This window comes from Lysobacter antibioticus HS124, from assembly GCF_000336385.2.
GTDB lineage: Bacteria > Pseudomonadota > Gammaproteobacteria > Xanthomonadales > Xanthomonadaceae > Lysobacter > Lysobacter firmicutimachus.
The window spans coordinates 27655-49710 of record NZ_HG424509.1; the positions used below are offsets into that span (position 1 = coordinate 27655).

At 70.2% G+C, this 22056-nt stretch carries 20 protein-coding genes; 7 read left to right on the plus strand and 13 right to left on the minus strand.

Translation table 11 applies throughout. From position 1 onward, the window contains the following. Positions 1-230: 230 nt before the first annotated feature. The 5 genes from rplI to TX83_RS12385 form a co-directional block, all read right to left on the minus strand. Positions 231-683, minus strand: coding sequence for a 50S ribosomal protein L9 (gene rplI / locus TX83_RS12365; RefSeq protein ID WP_064748256.1), 453 nt, complete (start codon positions 681-683; stop codon positions 231-233). 199 nt (positions 684-882) lie between these two features. Continuing rightward, positions 883-1113, minus strand: a complete 231-nt coding sequence (gene rpsR / locus TX83_RS12370; protein WP_031372470.1) for a 30S ribosomal protein S18 — start codon at positions 1111-1113, stop codon at positions 883-885. A gap of 11 nt (positions 1114-1124) precedes the next feature. Continuing rightward, entirely contained in the window at positions 1125-1553 is a 429-nt protein-coding gene (gene rpsF, locus TX83_RS12375) for a 30S ribosomal protein S6 (RefSeq protein WP_064748257.1), read from the minus strand. Between the two features lie 239 nt (positions 1554-1792). Then, positions 1793-3595, minus strand: a complete 1803-nt coding sequence (locus tag TX83_RS12380) for a DUF885 domain-containing protein (RefSeq protein WP_064748258.1) — start codon at positions 3593-3595, stop codon at positions 1793-1795. A gap of 126 nt (positions 3596-3721) precedes the next feature. Next, positions 3722-4060: a HesB/IscA family protein gene (locus TX83_RS12385; RefSeq protein WP_064748259.1), complete on the minus strand. Its 339-nt coding sequence runs from the start codon at positions 4058-4060 to the stop codon at positions 3722-3724. A 294-nt stretch (positions 4061-4354) separates the two neighbouring features. On the opposite strand from TX83_RS12385, the gene asnS reads away from it, so the two are divergent. From asnS to TX83_RS12410, 5 genes are all read left to right on the plus strand, one after another. Continuing rightward, on the plus strand, positions 4355-5755 hold the full coding sequence (asnS, locus tag TX83_RS12390; RefSeq protein ID WP_064748260.1) for an asparagine--tRNA ligase: 1401 nt from the start codon (positions 4355-4357) through the stop codon (positions 5753-5755). A 73-nt stretch (positions 5756-5828) separates the two neighbouring features. Further along, positions 5829-6134 (plus strand): hypothetical protein, encoded by a 306-nt coding sequence (locus TX83_RS12395; protein WP_064748261.1) that lies wholly within the window; start codon positions 5829-5831, stop codon positions 6132-6134. After that, on the plus strand, positions 6131-6472 hold the full coding sequence (locus TX83_RS12400) for a hypothetical protein (protein WP_064748262.1): 342 nt from the start codon (positions 6131-6133) through the stop codon (positions 6470-6472). Before TX83_RS12395 ends, TX83_RS12400 begins: the two co-directional genes overlap by 4 nt. Positions 6473-6480: 8 nt before the next feature. Then, positions 6481-7116 carry an FMN-binding negative transcriptional regulator gene (locus TX83_RS12405; RefSeq protein ID WP_064748263.1) on the plus strand — a complete coding sequence of 212 codons (636 nt, stop codon included), beginning with the start codon at positions 6481-6483 and terminating at the stop codon, positions 7114-7116. 157 nt (positions 7117-7273) lie between these two features. Continuing rightward, entirely contained in the window at positions 7274-8059 is a 786-nt protein-coding gene (locus TX83_RS12410) for an SDR family NAD(P)-dependent oxidoreductase (RefSeq protein WP_064748264.1), read from the plus strand. A 245-nt stretch (positions 8060-8304) separates the two neighbouring features. On the opposite strand, the gene TX83_RS12415 is transcribed toward TX83_RS12410, so the two are convergent. The 8 genes from TX83_RS12415 to TX83_RS12450 all read right to left on the minus strand — a co-directional run bounded on the left by TX83_RS12415 (position 8305) and on the right by TX83_RS12450 (position 19533). Beyond that, on the minus strand, positions 8305-10179 hold the full coding sequence (locus tag TX83_RS12415; protein WP_064748265.1) for a hypothetical protein: 1875 nt from the start codon (positions 10177-10179) through the stop codon (positions 8305-8307). Continuing rightward, entirely contained in the window at positions 10176-12401 is a 2226-nt protein-coding gene (locus TX83_RS12420) for a hypothetical protein (protein ID WP_064748292.1), read from the minus strand. Before TX83_RS12420 ends, TX83_RS12415 begins: the two co-directional genes overlap by 4 nt. Beyond that, positions 12398-13588, minus strand: a complete 1191-nt coding sequence (locus TX83_RS12425) for a BatA domain-containing protein (protein ID WP_064748266.1) — start codon at positions 13586-13588, stop codon at positions 12398-12400. Before TX83_RS12425 ends, TX83_RS12420 begins: the two co-directional genes overlap by 4 nt. Next, entirely contained in the window at positions 13585-14478 is an 894-nt protein-coding gene (locus TX83_RS12430; protein WP_064748267.1) for a DUF58 domain-containing protein, read from the minus strand. The genes TX83_RS12425 and TX83_RS12430 overlap by 4 nt, the downstream gene beginning before the upstream one ends. A 10-nt stretch (positions 14479-14488) precedes the next feature. Beyond that, positions 14489-15505: an AAA family ATPase gene (locus TX83_RS12435; protein ID WP_064748268.1), complete on the minus strand. Its 1017-nt coding sequence runs from the start codon at positions 15503-15505 to the stop codon at positions 14489-14491. Between the two features lie 263 nt (positions 15506-15768). Next, positions 15769-16470 carry a DUF4159 domain-containing protein gene (locus TX83_RS12440; RefSeq protein ID WP_064748269.1) on the minus strand — a complete coding sequence of 234 codons (702 nt, stop codon included), beginning with the start codon at positions 16468-16470 and terminating at the stop codon, positions 15769-15771. A gap of 79 nt (positions 16471-16549) precedes the next feature. Next, a complete protein-coding gene (locus tag TX83_RS12445) occupies positions 16550-17884 on the minus strand; it encodes a TldD/PmbA family protein (RefSeq protein ID WP_064748270.1) in 1335 nt (444 codons plus the stop codon). A 20-nt stretch (positions 17885-17904) separates the two neighbouring features. Then, positions 17905-19533, minus strand: coding sequence for a TldD/PmbA family protein (locus TX83_RS12450; protein ID WP_064748271.1), 1629 nt, complete (start codon positions 19531-19533; stop codon positions 17905-17907). Between the two features lie 302 nt (positions 19534-19835). Here TX83_RS12450 and TX83_RS12455 point away from each other — a divergent pair, with 302 nt between their 5' ends. Next, positions 19836-20516: a hypothetical protein gene (locus TX83_RS12455; RefSeq protein ID WP_064748272.1), complete on the plus strand. Its 681-nt coding sequence runs from the start codon at positions 19836-19838 to the stop codon at positions 20514-20516. 105 nt (positions 20517-20621) lie between these two features. After that, positions 20622-22049 (plus strand): aldehyde dehydrogenase, encoded by a 1428-nt coding sequence (locus TX83_RS12460; protein WP_064748273.1) that lies wholly within the window; start codon positions 20622-20624, stop codon positions 22047-22049. Positions 22050-22056: the final 7 nt, after the last annotated feature.

The window sequence follows — 22056 nt, forward strand, 5'->3', positions numbered from 1 at the left end:
CGGACCCTCATCGTAGTCGCGACATCGCTCATGCCGTTGCAGACAAGTCTGTGGATAAGAAGGGGACAACTGCCCCTGCTATGCCCGTCCACCATCTCACGGACTGAGACCGGCGTGGAAACGGCGACGGACGGCCGCGATCGCGCGGAGTCGCGGTGCGGCGATGTGATTCGGCAAAAAACGAAAGGCGCCGTGACGGCGCCCTTCGCATGCCACGGTTGGGCGGTCGATCAGGCGGCTTCGGCCGCGACGATGACCTTGACCGTGATTTCGACGTCGGCGTGCAGATGCAGCAGCACGTCGTATTCGCCGGTGCGGCGGATCGGGCCTTCGCCCATGATCACTTCCGACTTGCCGACTTCGTAGCCGGCCTTGGTCAGCGCCTCGGCGATGTCGCGCGGGGTCACCGAACCGTACAGCTTGCCTTCGGTCGCGGCATTGGCGTAGACCGTGATCTGCGCGCCTTCCAGCTTGGCCTTGCGGCCTTCGGCGCCGTCCAGCTGGGCCTTGGCCTTGGCTTCGTACTCGGCGCGGCGCGCTTCGAACTCGGCCAGGTTGGCGGCGGTGGCCGGGACGGCCTTGCCCTGCGGCACCAGGAAGTTGCGGCCGTAGCCCGGCTTGACGTTGACCTTGTCGCCGAGGTTGCCGAGGTTGGTGACCTTCTGCAGGAGGATCAGTTGCATGGGTGTGCTCCGTATTCGTTAGCGGGCCTTTAGGTCCGCAGCAGGATTCGCTGTCCGAAGAGCTGGAATCGGGATGCGCTCGGAGGCAAGGGTCGGATCGCGAAAGAACTGCGCGGCCCGCGCCCTCGCTCCTGCCCTCTCCCGCGAGCGGGAGAGGGGGACAAAGCGTTCGCCCGCTTCAGCGGGCGGACCGCTTCACTCAAGCGTTGTGGTTGTCGGTGTACGGGATCAGGGCCAGGAAACGGGCGCGCTTGACGGCCGTGGCCAGCTGGCGCTGGTACTTCGACTTGGTGCCGGTGACGCGGCTCGGCACGATCTTGCCGGTCTCGGTCAGGTACTGGCGCAGGGTGTTGAGATCCTTGTAATCGATCTCCTTGACGCCCTCGGCGGTGAACTTGCAGAACTTGCGGCGGCGGAAGAACTTGGACATGGGGGCGATCCTCAGGCGGCTTCGGCGTTGTCGTCGGCGTTGTCGGCGGTGCCGACAGCGTTGTCGCTGTCGTCGTCACGACGACGGCGCTCGCCGCGCTCGGGCTTGTCGCCCTTCTCGTCCTTGAACTTCATGATCAGCGACTGCTCGGTGTCGGCTTCGTCGCGCTTCATGACCAGGTGACGCAGGACGGCGTCGTTGAAACGGAAGCCGTCGACCAGCTCGTTCAGCACGGTCTGGGTGACTTCGATGTTGAGCAGGACGTAGTGGGCCTTGACCAGGTTCTCGATCGGGTAGGCCAGCTGACGGCGGCCCCAGTCTTCGAGACGGTGGATCTTGCCCTCGCCGCCTTCGATCAGCGACTTGTAGCGCTCGATCATGGCCGGCACCTGCTCGCTCTGGTCCGGGTGGACCAGGAACACGACTTCGTAATGACGCATGGTGTGATTCCTTGTGGATGAAGGGCCGCCGACGGCGGCCCGGTTCAGCCCCCCAACGCCGCAACGGCGCGGTGGAGCAAGGTCCCCTGCCCGGCCTGAGGCCGCGCGGGAGCCGGAAAGTATGGCAGCCCGGGGCCTGTGGGGCAAATCGCCCCCATCCGCCCCCGACTCGGGCCGACCGTCGCAGGCGGCCTTTCTGGCCCGACGCCCCGGCTTCAGCGAATCCCGAATTCTGAATCTCAACCCCCTCTGAGACCATTGCGCTTGCGGGCGATCCAACCGTCGATGTGCTTTTCCAGCACCGCCAGCGGCACCGAGCCGGTCGACAGCACCTCGTCGTTGAACTCGCGCAGGTCGAAGCCCTCGCCCAGGGCCTGGCGCGAGCGCTCGCGCAGCTCGGAGATCTTCAACTGGCCGATCTTGTAGGCCAGGGCCTGGCCCGGCCAGCCGATGTAGCGGTCGATCTCGTTGACCACGTCCTGCTCGGTCTTGGGCGCGTTGTCGAGGAAGAAGGCGATCGCCTTGTCGCGGCTCCAGCCCTTGCTGTGCATGCCGGTGTCGACCACCAGCCGCACCGCCCGCCACATGTCGTAGGCCAGCTGGCCCATGCGGTCGTAGGGGTCGTCGTACAGGCCCATGTCGTAGCCCAGGCGCTCGGCGTACAGGCCCCAGCCCTCGCCGTAGGCGACGAAGTAACCGGTGCGGCGGAACATCGGCGCATCGGCCAGCTCCAGGCCGCTGGCGAACTGGAAGTGGTGGCCCGGCACCGCCTCGTGCAGCGACAGCGGGATCATTTCCCAGGTCGGCCGGGTCTCGGGCTTGTACAGGTTGACGTAATAGAAGCCGGCCCGGGTGCCGTCGACCGCGCCCGGCAGGTAGTAGGCGGTGGTCGTGTCGGGAGCCACGTTGTCGGGGATCGGACGCACGCCATAGGGCTGGCGCGGGATCTTCTTGGAGATCTTGACCAGCTCCGGATCGATTCGCTTGGACACCGCGCGGTAGGCGGTCAGCAACGCCTCCGGCGTCTTGTGGAAGAACTTCGGATCGCTGCGCAAGTAGGCGAAGAACTCGGCCAGGCGGCCCTTGAAGCCGACCTCGGTCTTGACCTTCTCCATTTCGGCGCGGATCCGCGCCACTTCCTTGAGCCCGATCTGGTGGATCTGCTCGGCGCTCAGCGCGGTGGTGGTGAAGTCGGCGGCGAGGAAGTCGTAATAGGCCTTGCCGTCCGGCAGTTCGCTGGCGGCGATGCCGCTGCGCGCGGCCGGCAAGTATTCCTTATCGAAATAGGCCGCGAAGTCGCGGTAGGCCGGCACCACCCGCTCGCGGATCAGCTGCTGCGCCTCGCCCTGCAGGGCCGCGCGCTCGGCCGCCGGCACGCCCTCGGGGAAGCGCGCGAACGGCTTGTACAGCGGACTCTTGGCCGGATCGTCGACGATCTGCTTGGCGATCTGAGCCGGCACCCGCTGCATCAGCACCTTCGGCGGCACGATCCCGGCCTTGACGCCTTCGCGCATCAGCGCCTGGTTCTGCTCGATCAGGGCCGGCAGGCCGCGCAGCCGCGCCAGCCAGTCGCGGTAGTCCTTGACGGTCTGGAACGGCTGGGCCTCGAGGATGCCGTCGGCCAGTTGCACGCCTCCGCTCTGCCCGATCGGGATCAGGTACTCGCGGAACTTCTGCCGCTGCACCGACTTTTCCAGGTTCCAGGCGAATACGTCGTAATTGAGCTGGTCGGCTTCCGACAGCTGGCTGCGGTCGATCGCCTTCAGCCGCGCCAGCGCCTCGCGGTCGGCGGCCTGGCGGGCCTGGATCGCACCCAGGCTGACATCGCTCCAGCGGTCGTTGTAACGCTTGTCGCCGTTGAACGTGGCGCCTTCCGGGTTTTCGCGCAGGCCGCGCTGCCACTCCTCATCGAACAGGCGATGCAGGGCTTGGGCGCTGGCGTTGCGCTGGACCGCAGCGGCCTCGGGCCGGGCCAGCGCGTCGGCGGCGGGCATGGCGAGGCCGGCCGCGATCGCGGCGGCGAGCAGGACGGTTCGGAGCATGGCGGGGCTTCCCGGGAAACAGCCCCCGAGTCTAGCCGGCGACGCCGGCGGCGCCTTATGACGAAAGTTGGGACGCGCGCCGCCGCTCGGCGGCAGCCGGCGGAATCCGTGCCGCGTCGTGCGGCCTCAGGCCGCGTCGGCCGAGGTAGTGAAGCTCTCGCCGCAACCGCACTCGGCGGTCGCGTTGGGGTTCTGGAACACGAACATCTCGCCCAGGCCCTGCTTGAGGAAATCGATGCGCGTGCCGTCGACCAACGGCAGGCTGATCGGATCGACGTAGATGCGTACGCCGTCCTGTTCGAACACCGTGTCGCCTTCGCGCGCCTCGCGCGCCAGGTCGGCGGTGTGCTGCCAGCCCGAGCAGCCAGTCTTGGTCACGCCGAAGCGCAGACCCAGCGCGCCGGGCGATTCGGCCAGGAAGTGCTGGACGCGGGCGAGAGCGGCGGGAGCGAGGGTGACGGCCATGCGGGGTTCTCGTAGGGGCGGCGGCCTGACGCGGCGCCGGGTTCATGTTAGCAGTCCGGCCGCGGCCGGCTGTTCCCGATATGGCGGCTGGCCCGGCCGGTTCAAGCCCGGGTTCATGCCACGGCCCGCCCGCGGGGAGCGGATCACCCGGGCCGGTTCGCCGATGCCGGATCGGCCGATCGGCGCGCCGTGACCGCGGCCGCGGTTCCCGCGGGCCGCGCCCCCGGCGCGTGCGGCCTGCGCCATCCGTTATGATCGCCCTCCCTCACACGCAACGCGCTAAGGCGGCACGACATGACGGTGGTAAGCGTCGAACAGGCACTCGCAGGCAAGGTTCCGGCGGGCGGCGAGGTCACGGTACGCGGCTGGGTGCGCACCCGGCGCGACTCCAAGGCTGGTCTGAGCTTCGTCAACGTCAGCGACGGCTCCTGCTTCGCGCCGATCCAGGTGGTCGCGACCGGCGACCTGGCCAACTACGACAGCGAGATCAAGCACCTCAGCACCGGCTGTTCGGTGATCGCCACCGGCACCCTGGTCGCCTCGCAGGGCCAGGGCCAGAGCTTCGAGATCCAGGCCAGCAAGGTCGACGTGGTGGGCTGGGTCGAAGACCCGCTGACCTACCCGATGCAGCCCAAGCAGCACTCGCTGGAGTACCTGCGCGAATTCGCCCACCTGCGCCCGCGCACCAACCTGTTCGGCGCGGTGACCCGCATCCGCCATTGCCTGTCGCAGGCGGTGCACCGATTCTTCCACGAAAACGGCTATTACTGGATCAGCACGCCGATCATCACCACCTCCGACGCCGAAGGCGCCGGACAGATGTTCCGCGTGTCGACCCTGGACATGGCCAACCTGCCGCGCAACAAGGACGGCTCGGTCGATTTCTCGCGCGACTTCTTCGGCAAGGAAACCTTCCTGACCGTGTCCGGCCAGCTCAATGTCGAGGCCTACTGCCTGGCGCTGAGCAAGGTCTACACCTTCGGTCCGACCTTCCGTGCCGAGAACAGCAACACCACCCGCCATCTGGCCGAGTTCTGGATGATCGAGCCGGAGATCGCCTTCGCCGACCTGATGCAGAACGCCCAGGTCGCCGAGGACTTCCTCAAGTACCTGTTCCGCGCGGTGCTGAACGAGCGCGGCGACGACATGGCCTTCATCGCCGAGCGCGTCCAGCCCGACGCGGTCACCCGCCTGGAAGCCTTCATCAATTCGCCGTTCGAGCGCATCGACTACACCGACGCGATCGCGCTGCTGCAGAAGTCGGGCAAGAAGTTCGAGTTCCCGGTCGAATGGGGCCTGGACCTGCAGACCGAGCACGAGCGCTGGCTAACCGAAGAGCACGTCGGCCGCCCGGTGGTGGTGCTGAACTATCCCGAGCATTTCAAAGCCTTCTACATGCGCCTCAACGACGACGGCAAGACCGTCGCGGCGATGGACGTGCTGGCCCCGGGCATCGGCGAGATCATCGGCGGCAGCCAGCGCGAGGAGCGCCTGGACGTGCTCGACGCGCGCATGGCCCAGTTCGGCCTGGACCCGGCTCACTACGGCTGGTACCGCGACTTCCGCCGCTACGGCACCGTGCCGCACGCCGGCTTCGGCCTGGGCTTCGAGCGCCTGGTGGTCTACGTCTGCGGCCTGGCCAACATCCGCGATGCGATCGCGTATCCGCGCGCGCCGGGCAATGCCGAGTTCTGAGCGCGGGCTCCCGTGGCCGATCGGCGCCGCCGGCGAACCCGCGCCAGACCGCAATCCCAACTAGAGGCAGCGAGTGATCCTGTTCCTGGCCCTGACCTTCGTCGGCATCGCGATCTCCGCGGTGTGCGCCTTCGCGATCTTCTGGCCGCTGGCGCTGGTGCACCTGCGCGACCGCCACCCCGCGCTGCGCGGCGAGCTCGGCGAGGCCGCGTTCGTCAGCCCGCAGGCCTGGCGCTGGCTGCTGACCCAGCGCTATCGCGGCGCTGGCGACCGCAACCTCGACGGCCTGGCGACGCCGGCGCGGATCTCGTTGCTGATCGTATTCGCCGCACTGGGCTGCGCCGGCCTGTTGTGGCTGCTTTCCATGGTGGTGTCATGACCGAATCCGAACTCCCCTCCGCCGGCGATGCCGGCGGGTCCCGCAGCGAGCAGTGGTGGCTGGCCACCCTCGGCCGCACCGTGATCTGGGCCCGGCTGCGTGTACGCGAAGCCGGCACCGCCGAGGTCTTCGACAGCGACGGCAATACCCTGCCCTACGACAGCGAAGACACCGCCCGCGCCGCGTTGATGGACGCCGAGTTCGTCGAACTCGACGGCCTCGACGAGGACGATGCGCGTTCGCGCGGCTTCGTCCTGGCCGAGCTGGCGCCGCCGCAGGCCGGCGACGATGCGGCCCTGTCCGCGCTGATGATCCAGAAACTGCCGCAACGGCACTGAGCCCGGCCATGTACCTGCCACGCGCTTTCGCCGAGACCGACCTGGGCGCGCTCGACCGCCTGGCCGACGCCTACGACTTCGCCAGCCTGATCACGGTGCGCGACGGCGCGCCCGAGGTCAGCCATTTGCCGCTGCTGTACCGGCGCGAGGGCGAGCGCATCGAACTGCGGGGCCACTGGGCGCGGCCCAACCCGCAGGCGCGCCATGCCGGCCCGGCCCTGGTGGTGCTGCAAGGCCCGCACGCCTATGTCTCGCCGGGCTGGTACCCGGACAAGGAAAGCGCGGCGCGGGTGCCGACCTGGAACTACGCGCTGGCGCATCTGCACGGACAATTGCAGCCGTTCGAGGACGAGACCGCGCTGGCGCAGTTGGTCGACGAGCTGAGCCGCCGCCACGAAAGCCGCATCGGCAGCGACTGGCGCTTCGAATTCGAACGCGACGACCATCGCCGCCAGCTGCGCGGCATCGTCGGCTTCCGTTTCGTGGCCGAGCGGATCGAACTCAAGTTCAAGCTCAGCCAGAACCACCCCGCGGCCAATCGCGACAGCGTCGCCGCGCAGTTGCAGGCGCAGGACCGCGACGACAGCCGCGCCGTTGCCGCGCTGATGCGCGAGCGCGCCGAACCGGCGACTGCGGGCGACTGAGCCGGCGCGCGGATCGATCGCACCGACCGCGCGCTCGGTCGCGCCGCTCCGCCGCCTCCCGTGGTCCGGCTGGACGAATCGTCAGGGTGACTCGTTCGAGTGAATCGACCGGGTGAGTCGGCCGGATCAATCGAAATCCTCGAAACGGAGACTGCGTATGGATCTGAACCTCAGCGGCAAGCATGCCCTGGTCTGCGGCGCCTCCGAGGGCATCGGCCGCGCGACCGCGCACGAGCTGGCCCTGCTCGGCTGCGACGTCACCGTGCTGGCGCGCCGCGCCGACGCGCTGGCCGCAGTCGCCGACGCGCTGCCGCGCCAGGGCGCGCAGGCGCACGGCTGGATCGCCGCCGACGTCGCCGATGCGGCCGGCCTGGCGGCCCAGGTCGAAGCCCTGGCCGCCGGCAAACCGGTGCAGATCCTGGTCAACAACACCGGCGGCCCGCCGGGCGGACCGGCCCACGCGGCCGCCGACACGGCCTACTTCGACGCCTTCCAGCGCCACCTGATCGCCAATCACACCTTGGTCCGCGCCGTGCTGCCGGGCATGCGTTCGGCGCATTGGGGCCGCATCGTCAACGTGATCTCGACCTCGGTGCGCGAGCCCATCGTCGGCCTGGGCGTGTCCAACACCATCCGCGGCGCGGTCGCTAGCTGGGCCAAGACCCTGTCGCGCGAACTCGCCGGCGACGGCATCACCGTCAACAACGTCCTGCCGGGCTACACCCGGACCGGCCGCATCGAGCAGATCATCGCCGATCGCGCGCGCAGCAGCGGCCAGTCCGAACAGGAGGTGATCGAGGCCATGCGCAAGACCGTGCCCGCGCAGCGCTTCGCCGAGCCGGGCGAAATCGCCGCCTGCATCGCCTTCCTGTGCTCGCCTGCGGCCGGCTACGTCAACGGCGTCAGCCTGGCCGTCGACGGCGGGCGCATGCAGTCCATCTGAGCGCCCTGCCCTTCTTGTAGGAGCGGCGCAAGCCGCGACCAAGCGACTCGCCCTCCCCCAGCCTGCCGTCCCCTACGGAAAGGCAGCCATCCGCAGCTTCAGCGCCATGGCGCGATGAAGCCGCGGATTACCGCTTCCGCGGGGAGCACGTGCTGCAGCCGCTCGCGCCGCTGCCGCCACACAGTGCGACGAAACCGTGACCGGCGACCTCGCGGCGGGTCCGTCCGGCTCGGCGCTGTCGCGGCTTACGCCGCTCCCGCAGAGGCGGTATTACGCCGGCCCAGACGCGAACGCTCGAACCACCACAACGCCGCAGCCGCCGCCAGCCAGGCCAGGAACCACGGCCAGGCCGGCATGCGCGCCGACGCCGCCGGCGCGAACCAACGCGGCGGCGCCGCGCCGGCGACGATCGTCGCCGGCGTCGACCGCACCAACGCCCAGGTCCCCTGGCGCAACTCGTTCGCGCGCAAGCCCGGCGCTTCGTCCTGCGCACGCACCACGAACGGCACGCGCCGTTCGTCGTCGATCAGCAGATGCCAGCCGGGATGCTGCGGCCAGAATCCGGCGCAACGCCGTGCGCCGGCTGCCGGATCGATCGGCAAGGCCGCGACGCGGCCGTCGGGCTGCATCACCCGGGCCGAATCGCCAAGCCCACACAGCGCGCTGCGCCGGTACTGGCGGAACGGATCGAGCGGCGACGCCTCGTCGCGCACCGGCGCATCTTCGGCACCAGCCCGCGCCACCGTGGCCAGCGCCTCGCTCCACAGCTGCGCATGCAGTTCGTCGCGCCCCGCCAACACCAGCCGGAAGCTGTCGCTGAGCGTCCACACCGCGACCCGGCCGCGGCCGTAGGGGCGCCACGCCGCCAGCGCGGCGCCGTCGGCCGCGCGCAACCAGATCTGCGCATCCGCCGGCAAGGCCAAGGCACGCCGGCTCAGCAACGGCGCCTCGCCGGGCGCCTGGTCCGCTCGCCGTGGCGCATCGGCACTGCCCGGCCCCAGCCGCGCCCGCACCGCAGCCTCGTCGCGCGGCTGCGCCGGCCAGCGCGCCGGCAGCGCATCCGCGCCGCCGCCGAGCGCGAACCCCAGTCCGCGCCACTGCGCCCGGGTGCGCGCCGACAAGGGCCCGGTCGCGCGCAACAGCACGCCGAGCCCGTCGCGCGCTGCGGCCGACACCGCAGCCCGCGACGCATCGCTCAATCCATCCCAGGCGCGCTCGTCAATCAACAGCAGGTCGAAACCGGCCAGAGTCGCGGCATCGATCGGCAGCGGCGCGTCGCCGATCTGCAGGCCGGCACCGAGCGCGACTTGAGTGTGCAGGCGCACCCCGGCGTCTTCGGCCCAGCGCCGCAGATACTTCGACTCCGGGTTCGGCGCACCGGCCAACAGCCACACCCGTGGCGTCGGCGGCGCGACCACCGTCAGCGGCAACGACAGCGTTTCCACCGCCGTGCCGCGCGCATCGCGCAAGCGCAGCGCGAACTCCACCGGTCCGGCCGCGCGCGCCAGGCCTTCGAGGCGGAAACCGCCGTCGCGTCCTAGCTCGACCCGGTCGATGCGTTGTCCGGCCGGATCGAGCAGTTCCGCGCTGCCGCCGGCGAGGTCGTGCGCGCGGCCATGCAGGACGAAGGCATTGCCCAGGCCGGCCCGCTGCGGCGGCCACCATTCGAGCAGGCCGCGCGGCTGCGATGCGGGGACGAAGCTCAAGGCCAGTCCCTGCGCGGCCTCGCGGTCGCGCGCCTCCAGGCCGGCGCCGATCACGCGCAGGCGTCGTACCTGCGGGTGCCGGCGCAAGGCGGTGGCCAGATCCGGCGCGCGTTCGCCGCTCAAACCGGCGGGCGCTTCCGGCAAGGACACCCGGGCCGTATCGGCGGCGAACGCGCCCGGCGCCGCCGCCGCGGTCAACACCGTCAGCTCCGCCTGCGGCGTGCGCAGCGGCGGAGGGAACAGCGTCAAGTGCAACAAGGCCGCGCACAACGGCTGGGCGAGCAACAACAGCCCCAGGCGCCAGGCGCGCGCGCGGTGCGGGGGCTCGGCGCGGTACTGCCGCCACAGCAAGCGCAGCATGCCGGCGAACGACGCCAGGGCGAGGACCACGGCGGTCAGCAGGCCCGGAGTCATCGCCCGGCCTCCGCCTGCAAGGCCTCGAAATAGCGCCGGTCGCCGGCATCGCCCGCGGCGCGGCGCGATACCGCGGCCGGCGGTCGCGCCAGCACCGGCCACAGCAGGGCGCGCAAACGCGCCCGGCAGTCGGCGCAATCGCTGCGCTGGCGGACCGCATCGAGCGCGGCCGCGAAGGCGAGCGGGTCGCTCACGCGCTCGGGATGCGCGTCGAGCCAGCGTTCCAGCGCGGCGTAGTCCACCGGCGCCGCGGCGGCGCCCGGCACGGGCTGCAGCGCCTGCCACAATGCCGCCGGCAAGGGATCGGCCGCAGTCGCCGCCGCCAGCGGATCGTCGCGTCGCGCCAGGCCGGCGCGCTCGCCGCTCAGGCGACGGGTGAAATCGATCGGCGGCAGTTCCGGGCCGACACGCGCCAGGTAGATCCGGCTCGCCTGCTGCACCTGCTTGATGAAACGCAGGGCGCGGTAGGCATAAGGCAACGCCTGCTGCGGCCGGCCCTGGCGCAGGTGCAGCTCCGACTGCCACATCTCGTCCAGGGCCGACTTGAGCAAGGCCCGGGTCTTGGGATCGAGCAAGGTCGCCGCCTCGGCGATGTCGTGGGTATGACCGAATTGCTCCAGCACCGAACCGGCCTCGCCGAAGCGCGCGGGCACGGGCGGCCGGGCGTGGTCGTGTCCGTCTTCGTCCGGCGGCGCCGGCTTGTCCGCCACGCCGCCCTCGCCCCCCTCCTGCGCGTGCCCGTCGCGGCCTTGGCCATCGCGCTCGGCGTCGCCGTCGTCGTGCGCATCGCTGGTCGGCAGGGGCGGCACGCCCTCGGACTCTTCGCCGAGGAACTGGCCGTAGCGCAGCCGCAGCAGGCGCTGATCCACGCCGATCGCGTCGGAGCGCTGGACGAAGCGTTCGCCCTCGAGCTTGCGCCGTTGCGCGATCAGCGCCTCGGCATCGATGATGATCTGGCGCTGGCTGCGGAAATAAGCCGGCATCACCGTCTTGACCAGCCCCTCCACGCCGGTCGCTTCGCTGCCCTGGTCGGCCGGCCAGCGCAGGATCAGGCTGGCGCTGCGCACGTTTTGCGCCTGCGGGCGACGGTTGTCGTCGACGCTCAACTGCACGATCAGATCGTCGCCGCGGGCGAAGCCCAGCGCGGCCAGGTCCAGCCGGTGCGCATAGCGCTTGGCGGCGGCGCCGCCGCGGCCGGGCACGCGCAGGGTCCGCTCGCGGAAAACGATGTTCTCGCCGCTGCCTTGGGCCAGGGTGACGCGCAGGCTGGCATCGGCGGCGAGACCATAGTCGTCGTTGGCATCGAAGATCAAGGACCAGGAACGCTGATCGGGTCCGACCAGACTCAGGCTGCGATCCGGCGCGATCGCCCGCAGTTGTGGCGGCCGGTCGGGGATCGCGTCGAGCCGATGCAGGCGCTGCGACTGCGCGGCCGGCGCGCCGTGGGCGACGATCCGGTACAGCGCGGAGCGGATCAGCGGGCGTTGCGCGCGCCAGTCGCCGTCCTCGCCGCGCTGCAGCGGCAGGCGCTGGCCGTCGAGGAACACCAGTTCGGCGCCCGTCGGCTGCGGTGCGAACCGCAAGGTCCAATCCAGCCTGGAGCCTTCGGCCACGCGCCCTTGCAAGCTGGGTTCGTCGCGCGCCGGCAGCCCGGTATAAGCCGGCGCGCGCACATGCAGGTTCTGCGCCAGCAGGCGCGGCTGTCCCGGCGCCGCTGCCACCTCGGGAGCCGGCGCCAGTGCGGTTTCGCGCCGCGCCGACGGCGAGGTCGGCCACAGCAGGACGGCCGAGATCGCAACGCTCGCGGCGACGCCGGACAGGGCGATACCTCGCCCCGACCACGCCGGTCGCAGGTCGGGCGGCGCGCCGGCGGCCAGGCGCGCTTGCAACCGGGCCCGCTGCAGGCGCTGCAGTTCGTTGAGCGTTTCGCTGCGCGCGAACAACAGTTCGGCGCTGTCGTCCATGTCGCGGCGCAGACCGTCGAGCCGGCGGATCAGCCAGCGCCGGTCGAACGCGGCCGCCGCGCGCCACGCCCAGGCCGCCACCACGACCGCGGCGAACGCGAAACCGGCCGCAGCCAGGCTGGCGCCGGACGCGCGCCACAGCACTGCGGCGGCCGCAGCCGCCCAAGGCAACGCCAAGGCGGCGCGATCCAGGCCGCGGCGCCAGCGCGCCGCGCGCCACGCTTGTTGCAGTCGTTGCGCGGCCGCCGCTGCGTTCACGGCCCACTCCCGCCGCGCGCTCGCGTCGCCAGCCAACGTTCCAACAGCGCCGCCAGCGCGATCGCCACGGCCAGCCAAGGACGCAGATCCTGCGGCGGGAGGGCCGCGGCGACCGCGCCGGTGCGCGGCGCGATGTCGCGCGCCAGCGCCAGGGCGGGCGCCGGCGGGAGCGGCTGAAACATCGCACGCAAGGCGGCGACGAAACCGGGTTCGAGCAGTTCCGGCAGTTGCGCCGGCGCCAACGGGCGGGTCAATCGCAGCAGACGGCCGCGGCCGTAGTGCACGCCCTCCGCCAACACGGCGCCGCTGCGATCGCGCCACGCCGCCGTGCGCCGTGTGCCGACGCCGCGCGGCCATTGCGCCTGCGCATCGAGCAGTACGATGGCGCCGTTGCGCGCTTTGTCCAGCACCGCTGCCGGCACCGCGCCGGGCGCGAGCCAGATCAAGCCGTTCGCGTCCGACCGCGGCGGCGTCGACGCGGTTGCGATGTCGGCAGGCCGGTGGGGCCCGGCGCTGCCTGTCTCCCAGGCCGACAGCGCGGCGCGGATGTAGCGCGCGTCCGGCGTGCGCTCGGCGACGTACCGTAACGCCGGCGGCGGCACCGTCGCGTCCGGCGTTGCCGGCGGCTGCGATGCGCCGCCGGCAACGATCTCCCACTCCACCCGCCGCGACAGCTGCAACCGTTGCGCGTCCAGGCCATGCAGACGTTCCGGCACGAACACGGTCAGCCGGGTCTGCGCCGGCAGCAGCGCGTCGAGTTCGCGCAGCAAGCTGCCGGCCGGCACAGCGCGGGCCTCGGCGGGCGGCGCGGAAGCGCCGTCGGCGACGGCCGGAAAGCCCGGCGCCAACCAACGCAGTTCCGCGTCGTGCGCGGCGGCCGCGGCACGCGCCGCGCTCGGGTCCGCACCCGCCGCCAGTGCGATCCAGGGCCGGTCGCCCTCGGCGCCGGACAGCACCGGCCGCGCCAGCCACAGCGCCAGCAAGGCCAGCAACAACAGGCGCAGCAGCAACAGCGGCCAATCCTCGAAGCGCAGCCGGTGGCGCGGCTTCGGCCTGTGCCGCAGCCAACGCAGCGCGGCGAAGTCGGTCGGCCGCTGTTCGCTGCGCCGCGCCAGGTGGATCAACATGGGCAACAGCCACGCCGCCAGCGCGGCCAAGCCCAGCGGCAGCAACAGCGCCAGACTCACGCGCCCTCCGCCGCGTCGCGGCCGCCGAACAGCCGGCGCAACGGCAGATCCAGTGCTTCGTCGAGCACGAACTCGGCATGGCGGATGCCGCAGGCCTGCAGGCGCGCATCGACCGCGCGACGCGCGGCGGCGAAGCGGCGCAGGAAGTCCTCGCGCAAGTCGGCGCCGTCGCCGAGCAACTCCTCTCCGGTTTCCGGATCGCGGAAGCGATGGCCGCCGCGATACGGAAAGTCGCGCTCTTCCACAGTCAAAATACGGATGCTCAACACTTCGCGCCGCGCCGCGGCAAGCCGTTCGGCCACGTCGAGCGCGGCTTCGTCGAAGCCGTCGCCGAGCATCAGCACCAAATCGCCGGCGCCGATGCGCTCCCATAGCGGCCGCAGCCGCTCCGGCGCCGGCCAGCGGCCGCGTGCGCGCAGCGCGTGCAGCTCCCGCCACAGCCGGTCGCGCTGACGGGTACCGGTCGCCGGTGCGATCAGGCGCAAACCGTCTTCCTGCAATGCGATCAGGCCGAAACGATCGCCCTGGCGCAGCGCCAGCTCCGCCGCGCACGCGGCCAGAGCCTTGGCCGCGTCGAGCCGGCTCCAGCCCGGACGCGCCGCGTCGCCCTGCCCCATCGACGCGCTCGCGTCGATCAGCAGCCACAGCGCCAGCGGGCTTTCGCGCTCGGCCTCGCGGACGAAGAAACGATCCGAACGCGCGTACAGCTTCCAGTCGATCTGGCGCGGCTCGTCGCCGGGCTCGTAAGCGCGGTACTGGGCGAATTCCAGGCCGGCGCCGCGGCTGCGGCTGCGGTGCTGGCCCAGGCCGTGCGCGCCGACCGCGCGCCGAGACACCAGGCTCAGGCTGCGCAGGCGGGCCCGCACCGACGGCGGAATCAGCTCGTGCATCCGCGCCGGCTCAGGCGTCCGGCGCGGGCAAGGCGCGCAGCAACGCGGCGACCACGTCGTCGGCGCTGCGCGATTCGGCCTCGGCCGCGAACGACAGCAACAGGCGGTGGCGCATCACCGGCGCGGCCAGGGCGATCACGTCCTCGCGGGTCGCGGCCAGGCGCCCGTGCAGCAGGGCGCGCGCCTTGGAGGCCAAAGCCAGCGATTGGCCGGCACGCGGGCCGGCACCCCACTTCACCCACTGCCGGACCTCGGCCGGCGCGCCGTCGCCGGGCCGGCTGGTGCGCACCAGGCGGGTGATCCAGCGCAGCAGGTCTTCGCTCAGATGCACCTCGCGCACCCGCGCCTGCAGCGCCAGCAGGTCCGCGCCGTGCATCACCCGCGGCACCTGTGCGCCGCGGCTGCCGGTGGTCTGGCGCAGGATGTCGTGTTCTTCGTTCTCGCTCGGATAACCGACCCGGATATGCAGCAGGAACCGATCGAGCTGCGCCTCAGGCAAGGGATAGGTGCCGGCCTGTTCGAGCGGGTTCTGGGTCGCCAGCACGAAGAACGGCGCCGGCAGCGCATGGGTGACGCCGGCATAGCTGACGGTGCGCTCCTGCATCGCCTCCAGCAGCGCGGCCTGGGTCTTGGGCGGGGTGCGGTTGAGCTCGTCGGCCAGCAGCAGGTGGGTGAAAATGGGGCCGGGCTGGAAACGGAAGTGGCGGTGGCCGGTGCCGTGGTCCTCTTCCAGCAGCTCGGTGCCGAGCAGGTCGCTGGGCATCAGGTCGGGAGTGAACTGCACGCGCCGGAACTGCAATTCCAGCGCCTGCCCCAGCGAGCGCACCAGCAAGGTCTTGCCGAGCCCCGGCACGCCTTCGAGCAGGCAGTGGCCGCCGGCGAGCAGTCCGATCAGCAGTTGTTCGACCACTTCGTCCTGGCCGACGATCGCCTGCGCGATCGCCCCGCGCAACTCGCCCAATCGCGCCAGCAACGCCTGCAATCCGGCTTCGCCGCCCACTTCGTCCGCTACCGCCTTGGTGTTCATGTCTGGTCCCGATTCCTACTGCGTCGAATGCAACGGCAAGAGCGAAAGCAACAGCAACAGCAAATCCCCCGCGTTCGCTGCGCGGACGCCACCCCCTTTGTCGAAGGGGGCAAAGGCGCGAGCGCTGGTCGCAAGCGCCCGGCCCTTAGCCTTTCCCGCGCCTTTCCCGCGCCTTTCCGAATCTCTGCCCTGCCTTTGCCTGCGCCTTCGCCCGTGCCCCTACGATTCCCTATTCCCTATTCCCTATTCCCTATTCCCGCCCCTCACCCCATCAACGCATACATCGCGATATTGACCGCGAACTTGGTGTTGTCCTCGGCCAGGAAACGCTTGTTGCGCCAGTCGTAGTCCCATTCGCAACCGTAATCCTTGTTGCTGTAGAGCACGCCGAGGCGGCCGTCGATCTCGATGCCCTGCAGGTAATCGTGAACCAGGTCGTCGCCCCAACCGTTGAGTTCGAAACCGGTCGCGGGCGGGCCGTCGAAAACGAAGAAGCTGCGGTAGATGGGGTGGTTCCGGGGCAGGCGCTTGAGCGCCTTGCGGCCGAAGATCGCGGCCATCTGGCTTTCGAACGAACGCGCGAACAGGCCGTCGATGTCGTGGTTGCAATCGTCGACGAACACGAAGCCGCCGTTGCGCACGTAGCGCTCGAAGTTGCGCCGCTCCTCGGGGTTGAACTCGACCAGTTTGTGCCCGGCCAGGTAGCAGAACGGCGCGCCGAGCATCTTCGGGTCGGACAAGGCCAGCACGTGTTCCTTGGGGTCCACGCGCAGGTCGGTGTAGTCGATCAGCGCGGTGAGCAGATTGGCCGGCATGCGCTGGTCCACGTCCCAGTCGCCGGAGTCGTACTTGAGCCGGGTGAACCAGAAGTCGTAATCGGCCGCAGCCCGCGCCAGCGGCGAGCGCGCCAGCCAGGCACCGGCCAGGCCGCCGGCGAGCAGGCGCAGGAAGGCGGCGCGGTTCACCGCCGCCCTGGCCTGCCGGCGTGCGCCGACCGGGGCGGTCCGCGATGCCGCAGCGGCGAACCGTCCCGCACCGCCATGCTCAGACCGCGTCCGAAAGCGAGGTGAACGTGAAATCGCGCAGCTTCATCGGCGGGATCATCATCACGAAGCTGGACTCGTCGCCCGCCACCCGCACCGGGCGGCCGAGTTCTTCGATGTTGTTGAGCATGATCACCGGCGATTCGTTGAAGCGGAAATTCTTCACCGGGTGCTTGATGACGCCGTTTTCGATGTAGAAGGTTCCGTCGCGGGTCAGCCCGGTCAGCAGCACCGTCTGCGGGTCGACCAGTCGGATGTACCAGGTGCGGGTGACCAGGATGCCCTTCTGGGTGCCTTTGATCAGCTCGGCGGTGGACTTGTCGCCGCCAGCCATCAGCAGATTGCCCGGCCGGCCGACCGCCTTCTTGCCCTGCTTCTGGGCCCAGTAGCGCGAATAGCCCAGCGCCGCGATCTTGCCGTTCTCGACCACGGCCATCTTCTCGCGCGGCAGACCTTCGTTGTCCCAGGGCAGCACCGCGGCGCGGGCGTCCCAGGGATCGGCGGTGATGTTGACCCGGCTGTCGTAGACCTGTTCGCCGAGCTTGTTGCCGCCGCCCTTCTTGGACAGGAAGCTGCGGCCTTCGTCGGCCTGGCGGGCGTCGAAGAACCCCATCATGAACGAGATCAGCCCGGCGGCCGCGGCCGGTTCCAGGATCACCGTGTACTTGCCCGGCTCCAAGGCCTTGGCCTCGGCCGACTCGGTCGCCTTGCGCATGGCGATGCGCACTTCGTTGTCGGCCTTGAAGTCGGCGGCGTCCTTGAGGTTGCGGCCGACCCAGCCCGAACCGCGGCCGTCGTCGGTGCGCACGGTGCAGGTGTAGTTGAAATTGGTCGCCTTCTGATAGCCGAAGTTGCCGTTGCTGTTGGCGATGGCGACGAAACTCTGGCCGTCCTCGAGGAAACCGGCGGCGGTCAGCTTGCCGGCGCGGCACGGCGCGATCGAATCGGAGGCGGCCTTGGCGCGGAATTCGGGATCGATCGCCGCGGTGGATTCGCTGAAGGTCGGGCTGGGCTTGTAGTCCTGCTTGCCGATCGCCGGCACGAACTCGGGATTCTCCGGCGCCAAGCGGGCCAGGTCCTCGGCGCGGCGCACCACGCGCTCCAGCGCGGCATCGTCGAACTCATTGATGGTGGCCACGCCGACGCGCTTGCCGAAGGCCACCTGCACGGCCAGGTCGACGTTGCTGACGATGCCGCTGGTCGAAACGTCGTTGAGGGCGAAGCGGATGTTGCCGTCGATCGAGCCGGTCAGGGTCGCGGTGCATTCGTCGGCCTTGGACAGCGCGATGACCTTGTCCAGGATGGCCTTGGCTTCGGCTTCGGTGAAGATGCTCATGGTCGTTTCTCCTGCGCCGGTCAGCCGAGCTTGCGGGCGGTGTTGATGACGTTGACGCCGTTGAAGCGCGCCGTGGCGGAGCCGTGCGAGACCGCCGAGACCTGGCCCGGCTGCCCCTTGCCGTCGAAGAACGAGCCGCCGAGGCGGTAATCGCTTTCGTCGCAGACGGCGACGCAGGAGTTCCAGAATTCCGGCGTGCGGATCTGGTAGGCGACGTCCTCGAGCATGCCGGTGATCTTGCCGTTCTTGATCTCGTAGAACAGCTGGCCGCCGAACTGGGCGTTGTAGCGCTGCTGGTCGATGGAGAACGAACCGTCGCCGACGATGTAGATGCCGTTCTCCACGTCCTTGATCATGTCGGCGACACTGAGCTTGTTCTTGCCCGCCGCCAGCGACACGTTGGCCATGCGCTGGAACTGCACGCTGGACCAGGAGTCGGCGTAGCAGCAGCCGTCGGATTCCGTCTTGCCCAGGATGTGGGCCTGGTCGCGGATGGTCTGGTAGTCGACCAGCACGCCGTCCTTGATCAGGTCCCAACGCTTGGTCTTGACGCCCTCGTCGTCGAAGCCGACCGCGCCCAGGCTGCCGGCCTGGGTCTTGTCGGCGAACACGGTGACCTGGTCGCTGCCGTACTTGAACCCCGACTTGAGCTTGTCGACGGTGGCGAAGCTGGTACCGGCGTAGTTGGCCTCGTAGCCGAGCACGCGGTCGAGCTCGAGCGGGTGGCCGATCGACTCGTGGATGGTCAGCCAGGTATGCGAGGGATCGAGCACCAGGTCGTACTTGCCCGGCTTGACCGAGGGCGCGGTGAGCTTCTGCCGCGCCTGCTTGGCCGCGGCGATCGCGTCCTCGACCATGTCGTAGGAGTGGCTGTAATTGACCACGCCGTTGGGCGACACCACCTTGCCCGACGCCGCGCCGTCCAGGTACTCGAAGCCCATGCCCATCGGCGAAGACAGGCCCTCGCGGGTGCGGAACTTGCCGCTGGCCTTGTCGATCGCGGTGACCGTCATCGGCGCCCACACCCGGTGCACGTCCTGGTCGATGTAGGAGCCGTCGGTGGAGGCGAAGTACTTCTGCTCGTTGACCAGGAACAGCATCGAGTTGACGAAATCGGCGCCGGCCTTGAGCGCGGCGGCGTTCACGCTCAACAACAGGTCCGCCTTGTCTTTGATCGGCACTTCCATGGCGTTCTTGCGGATGGGAGTCTTCCAGGCCACCTCGCCCACGCCCGGGGCCTGGGCCAGCTCGACCTTGGCGGTCTGGGTCTTGGCGTTGGCGCGGGCGATCGCCGCGGCCTGCCTGGCCGCCTCGGCCACGCTCTTGTCGTCCAGGCGGTTGGTCGCGGCGAAGCCCCAGGCGCCGTCGACCAGCACGCGGATGCCGATGCCGGTCGACTCGGTGTTGACCACGTTCTCGACCTTGTCCTCGCGGGTGATCACGAACTGGCGCAGGTAGCGGCCGATACGCACGTCGCAGTAGCCGGCGCCGGCGCCGCGGGCGGCGGTCAGCGCGGTGTCGGCCAGGCGCTTCTTGCGCGCCACGTCGAGCGGAACCAGCAGCGCTTCGGCGGCGATAGCGCTGCCGAAGGGAATCATCAGACCGGCGATGCCGAGCCCGGTCATGCCCAGGAAGTTGCGTCTGTCCACGTGATTGTCCTGCCCTGAGTGGCCCCGCGCGAGCGCGCCGGGCATGAGTGAATGAACCCGCCGGAATGTGCGCAGCGTCATTCACGGGCGTCAAGTGCATACCGGCACGTTTGCGCACGACGCGTACCGAATCGGGCGAACAATCACCCGGCAATGCAGGCGATTGTGCCGATGTTGCGTTGCGGGCATGACTTTCGACCTAGACCGCCGACCGCCAGATCGCTGGCCGGGTGCGATCGGCGAAGCCTCGGCGTCCGCACCGGGGCTATCATCGCCGGCGCGAACCTTACAGGCGGCCGACGTTGGGCATCTACGCGAACATTTTGATCCGCCGCGTCGCCGCCGACCGCGTCGACGACGCATGGCTCGACGCGATCTCGGCCGGACTTTGCCGCGCCATCGGCACAGACCGGTTCGTCTGGATCGAAAACCGGGCAGACCCCGATCTGCATGCGCTTCTCGTCGCTTGGCATGCACGACTCGCCGCACATCCGCTGGCCGAGGCTTATTGCCTTTGCGACCCAGACCTTTACGAGCCTGGCCTGTGCCACGAAGCCGACCGACGCAAGCACGAACTGTGGGCGCTGATGCAGGACGACCTGGATCCGCGCCCCCTGCAAGGCCAGCGGGTCGTCCAGCGCAGCATGAATCTCAGCCGCGAACCCGACGATCCGCCGCCGGGTTCGCGTTACGAGCAAGATGGCCCGCCGATAGACGCCGATCCGGGCGAATGCCTGCTCCAAATCCGCTTGTCCGGCAGCTACTACTATGAAGACTACCCATGCGGCGATCCGGTGTTGCATGCGGCGGTGGCCGACTGGCTCGATGCGCACATCCCCGGCTGCGAAGTCTGGTACGGCGGCGACGCCAGCGGTGTGCTCGCGGTACCGTTCGGACCGGACCGGCGCCGGCAATTGATCGAGCACGCCCGCGCCCGCGGCGATCTGAACCGATACTGGCAACCGCCCTCACGCGCCGATTGAGGCCCGCCCTGCGGCTCGACAGCGAACTCGCCCTCGCCGCCCGCATCGCCGACACCACCCGACCGCGCTATGGGCGCCGCCCGGCCCACGCGTTAAGCTTGCGCCATGCACACATTCCGGCACTGGATCGACGGACAGGCCCGCGATGCGGGCAGCGGCCGTTGGCTCGATGTCCACGATCCGGCCAGTGCGCTGGCGTATGCGCGGGTCGCCGCCGGCGGTGCCGGCGACGTCGACTTGGCCGCAGCGGCGGCGCAACGCGCTCTGCCGGGGTGGGCCGGGCTGCCGCCCAGCGAGCGCGCACGCTGGCTGGAGGCGCTGGCCGCGGCGCTGGAAGCGCGCACGGACGACTTCGCCCGGGCCGAGTCGCGCGACAGCGGCAAGCCGATCCGGCTCGCCCGCGAAGTCGAGATCCCGCGCGCCGTGGCCAACCTGCGCTTCTTCGCCCAGGCCGCGACCCAGTTCGCCAGCGAATCCCATCACGGCCAGGCCGGGCTGAACTACACCCTGCGCTCGCCGCTGGGCGTGGTCGCGACGATCTCGCCCTGGAACCTGCCGCTGTACCTGTTCACGTGGAAGATCGCCCCGGCCCTGGCCGCCGGCAATACGGTGATCGCCAAGCCCTCCGAGGTGACCCCGGCGACCGCCACCCTGCTCGGCGAACTCGCCGCGCAGATCGGTTTCCCGCCGGGCGTGCTCAATATCGTCCACGGCCTAGGCCCCGAAGTCGGCGAAGCCATGGTCCGCCACCCCGCCGTGAAAGCGGTCTCCTTCACCGGCAGCACCGCGGTCGGTCGACGCATCGCCGGCATCGCCGCGCCGATGTTGCGCAAGCTCTCGCTGGAGCTGGGCGGCAAGAACCCGACCTTGGTGTTCGCCGACAGCGACTGGCGCGCCCAGCTCGACACCCTGGTCCGCTCGGCGTTCCAGAACTCCGGACAGATCTGCCTGTGCGGTTCGCGCCTGCTGATCGAACGCGGCATCTACGCCGAAGTCCGCGACGCCCTGGTCGAGCGCGCGCAGGCGCTGCGCGTCGGCGACCCTAGCGACGAAGCCACCGCGCTCGGCCCGCTGGTCTCGCAGGCGCATTTCGACAAGGTCGTCGCCGCGCTCGAGCGCGCCCGCGGCGAAGGCGGCACCGTGCTGTGCGGCGGCCACGCGCTCGACCGGCCCGGCTGGTACGTCGCCCCGACCCTGATCGAAGGCCTGGGCCCGGACTGCGCCAGCAACCGCGAGGAGATCTTCGGCCCGGTCGCGACCTTGCAGGCCTTCGACGACGACGAGCAGGCCCTGGCCCTGGCCAACGCCAGCGACTACGGGCTCAGCGCCAGCGTGTGGACGCGCGACCTCAACCGCGCCCACCGCCTGGCCGCACGCCTCAACGTCGGCATGGTCTGGATCAACACCTGGCTGCAACGCGACCTGCGCACGCCGTTCGGCGGCGTCGGCGCGTCCGGCCTCGGCCGCGAAGGCGGCGTCGAGGCGATGCGTTTCTTCACCGAGGCCAAGAACGTCGGCCTCCATCTGGGATGACCGCTGC

What these genes read in the sequence shown, in the direction of transcription:
- TX83_RS12385 (WP_064748259.1), bottom strand. Translation starts at nt 4,060, where the DNA reads ATGGCCGTCACCCTCGCTCCCGCCGCTCTCGCCCGCGTCCAGCACTTC.
- TX83_RS12445 (WP_064748270.1), bottom strand. Translation starts at nt 17,884, where the DNA reads ATGAGCATCTTCACCGAAGCCGAAGCCAAGGCCATCCTGGACAAGGTC.
- TX83_RS12430 (WP_064748267.1), bottom strand. Translation starts at nt 14,478, where the DNA reads ATGCACGAGCTGATTCCGCCGTCGGTGCGGGCCCGCCTGCGCAGCCTG.
- rpsR (WP_031372470.1), bottom strand. Translation starts at nt 1,113, where the DNA reads ATGTCCAAGTTCTTCCGCCGCCGCAAGTTCTGCAAGTTCACCGCCGAG.
- TX83_RS12415 (WP_064748265.1), bottom strand. Translation starts at nt 10,179, where the DNA reads ATGACTCCGGGCCTGCTGACCGCCGTGGTCCTCGCCCTGGCGTCGTTC.
- TX83_RS12435 (WP_064748268.1), bottom strand. Translation starts at nt 15,505, where the DNA reads ATGAACACCAAGGCGGTAGCGGACGAAGTGGGCGGCGAAGCCGGATTG.
- TX83_RS12410 (WP_064748264.1), top strand. Translation starts at nt 7,274, where the DNA reads ATGGATCTGAACCTCAGCGGCAAGCATGCCCTGGTCTGCGGCGCCTCC.
- asnS (WP_064748260.1), top strand. Translation starts at nt 4,355, where the DNA reads ATGACGGTGGTAAGCGTCGAACAGGCACTCGCAGGCAAGGTTCCGGCG.
- TX83_RS12460 (WP_064748273.1), top strand. Translation starts at nt 20,622, where the DNA reads ATGCACACATTCCGGCACTGGATCGACGGACAGGCCCGCGATGCGGGC.
- TX83_RS12380 (WP_064748258.1), bottom strand. Translation starts at nt 3,595, where the DNA reads ATGCTCCGAACCGTCCTGCTCGCCGCCGCGATCGCGGCCGGCCTCGCC.
- TX83_RS12400 (WP_064748262.1), top strand. Translation starts at nt 6,131, where the DNA reads ATGACCGAATCCGAACTCCCCTCCGCCGGCGATGCCGGCGGGTCCCGC.
- rpsF (WP_064748257.1), bottom strand. Translation starts at nt 1,553, where the DNA reads ATGCGTCATTACGAAGTCGTGTTCCTGGTCCACCCGGACCAGAGCGAG.
- rplI (WP_064748256.1), bottom strand. Translation starts at nt 683, where the DNA reads ATGCAACTGATCCTCCTGCAGAAGGTCACCAACCTCGGCAACCTCGGC.
- TX83_RS12405 (WP_064748263.1), top strand. Translation starts at nt 6,481, where the DNA reads ATGTACCTGCCACGCGCTTTCGCCGAGACCGACCTGGGCGCGCTCGAC.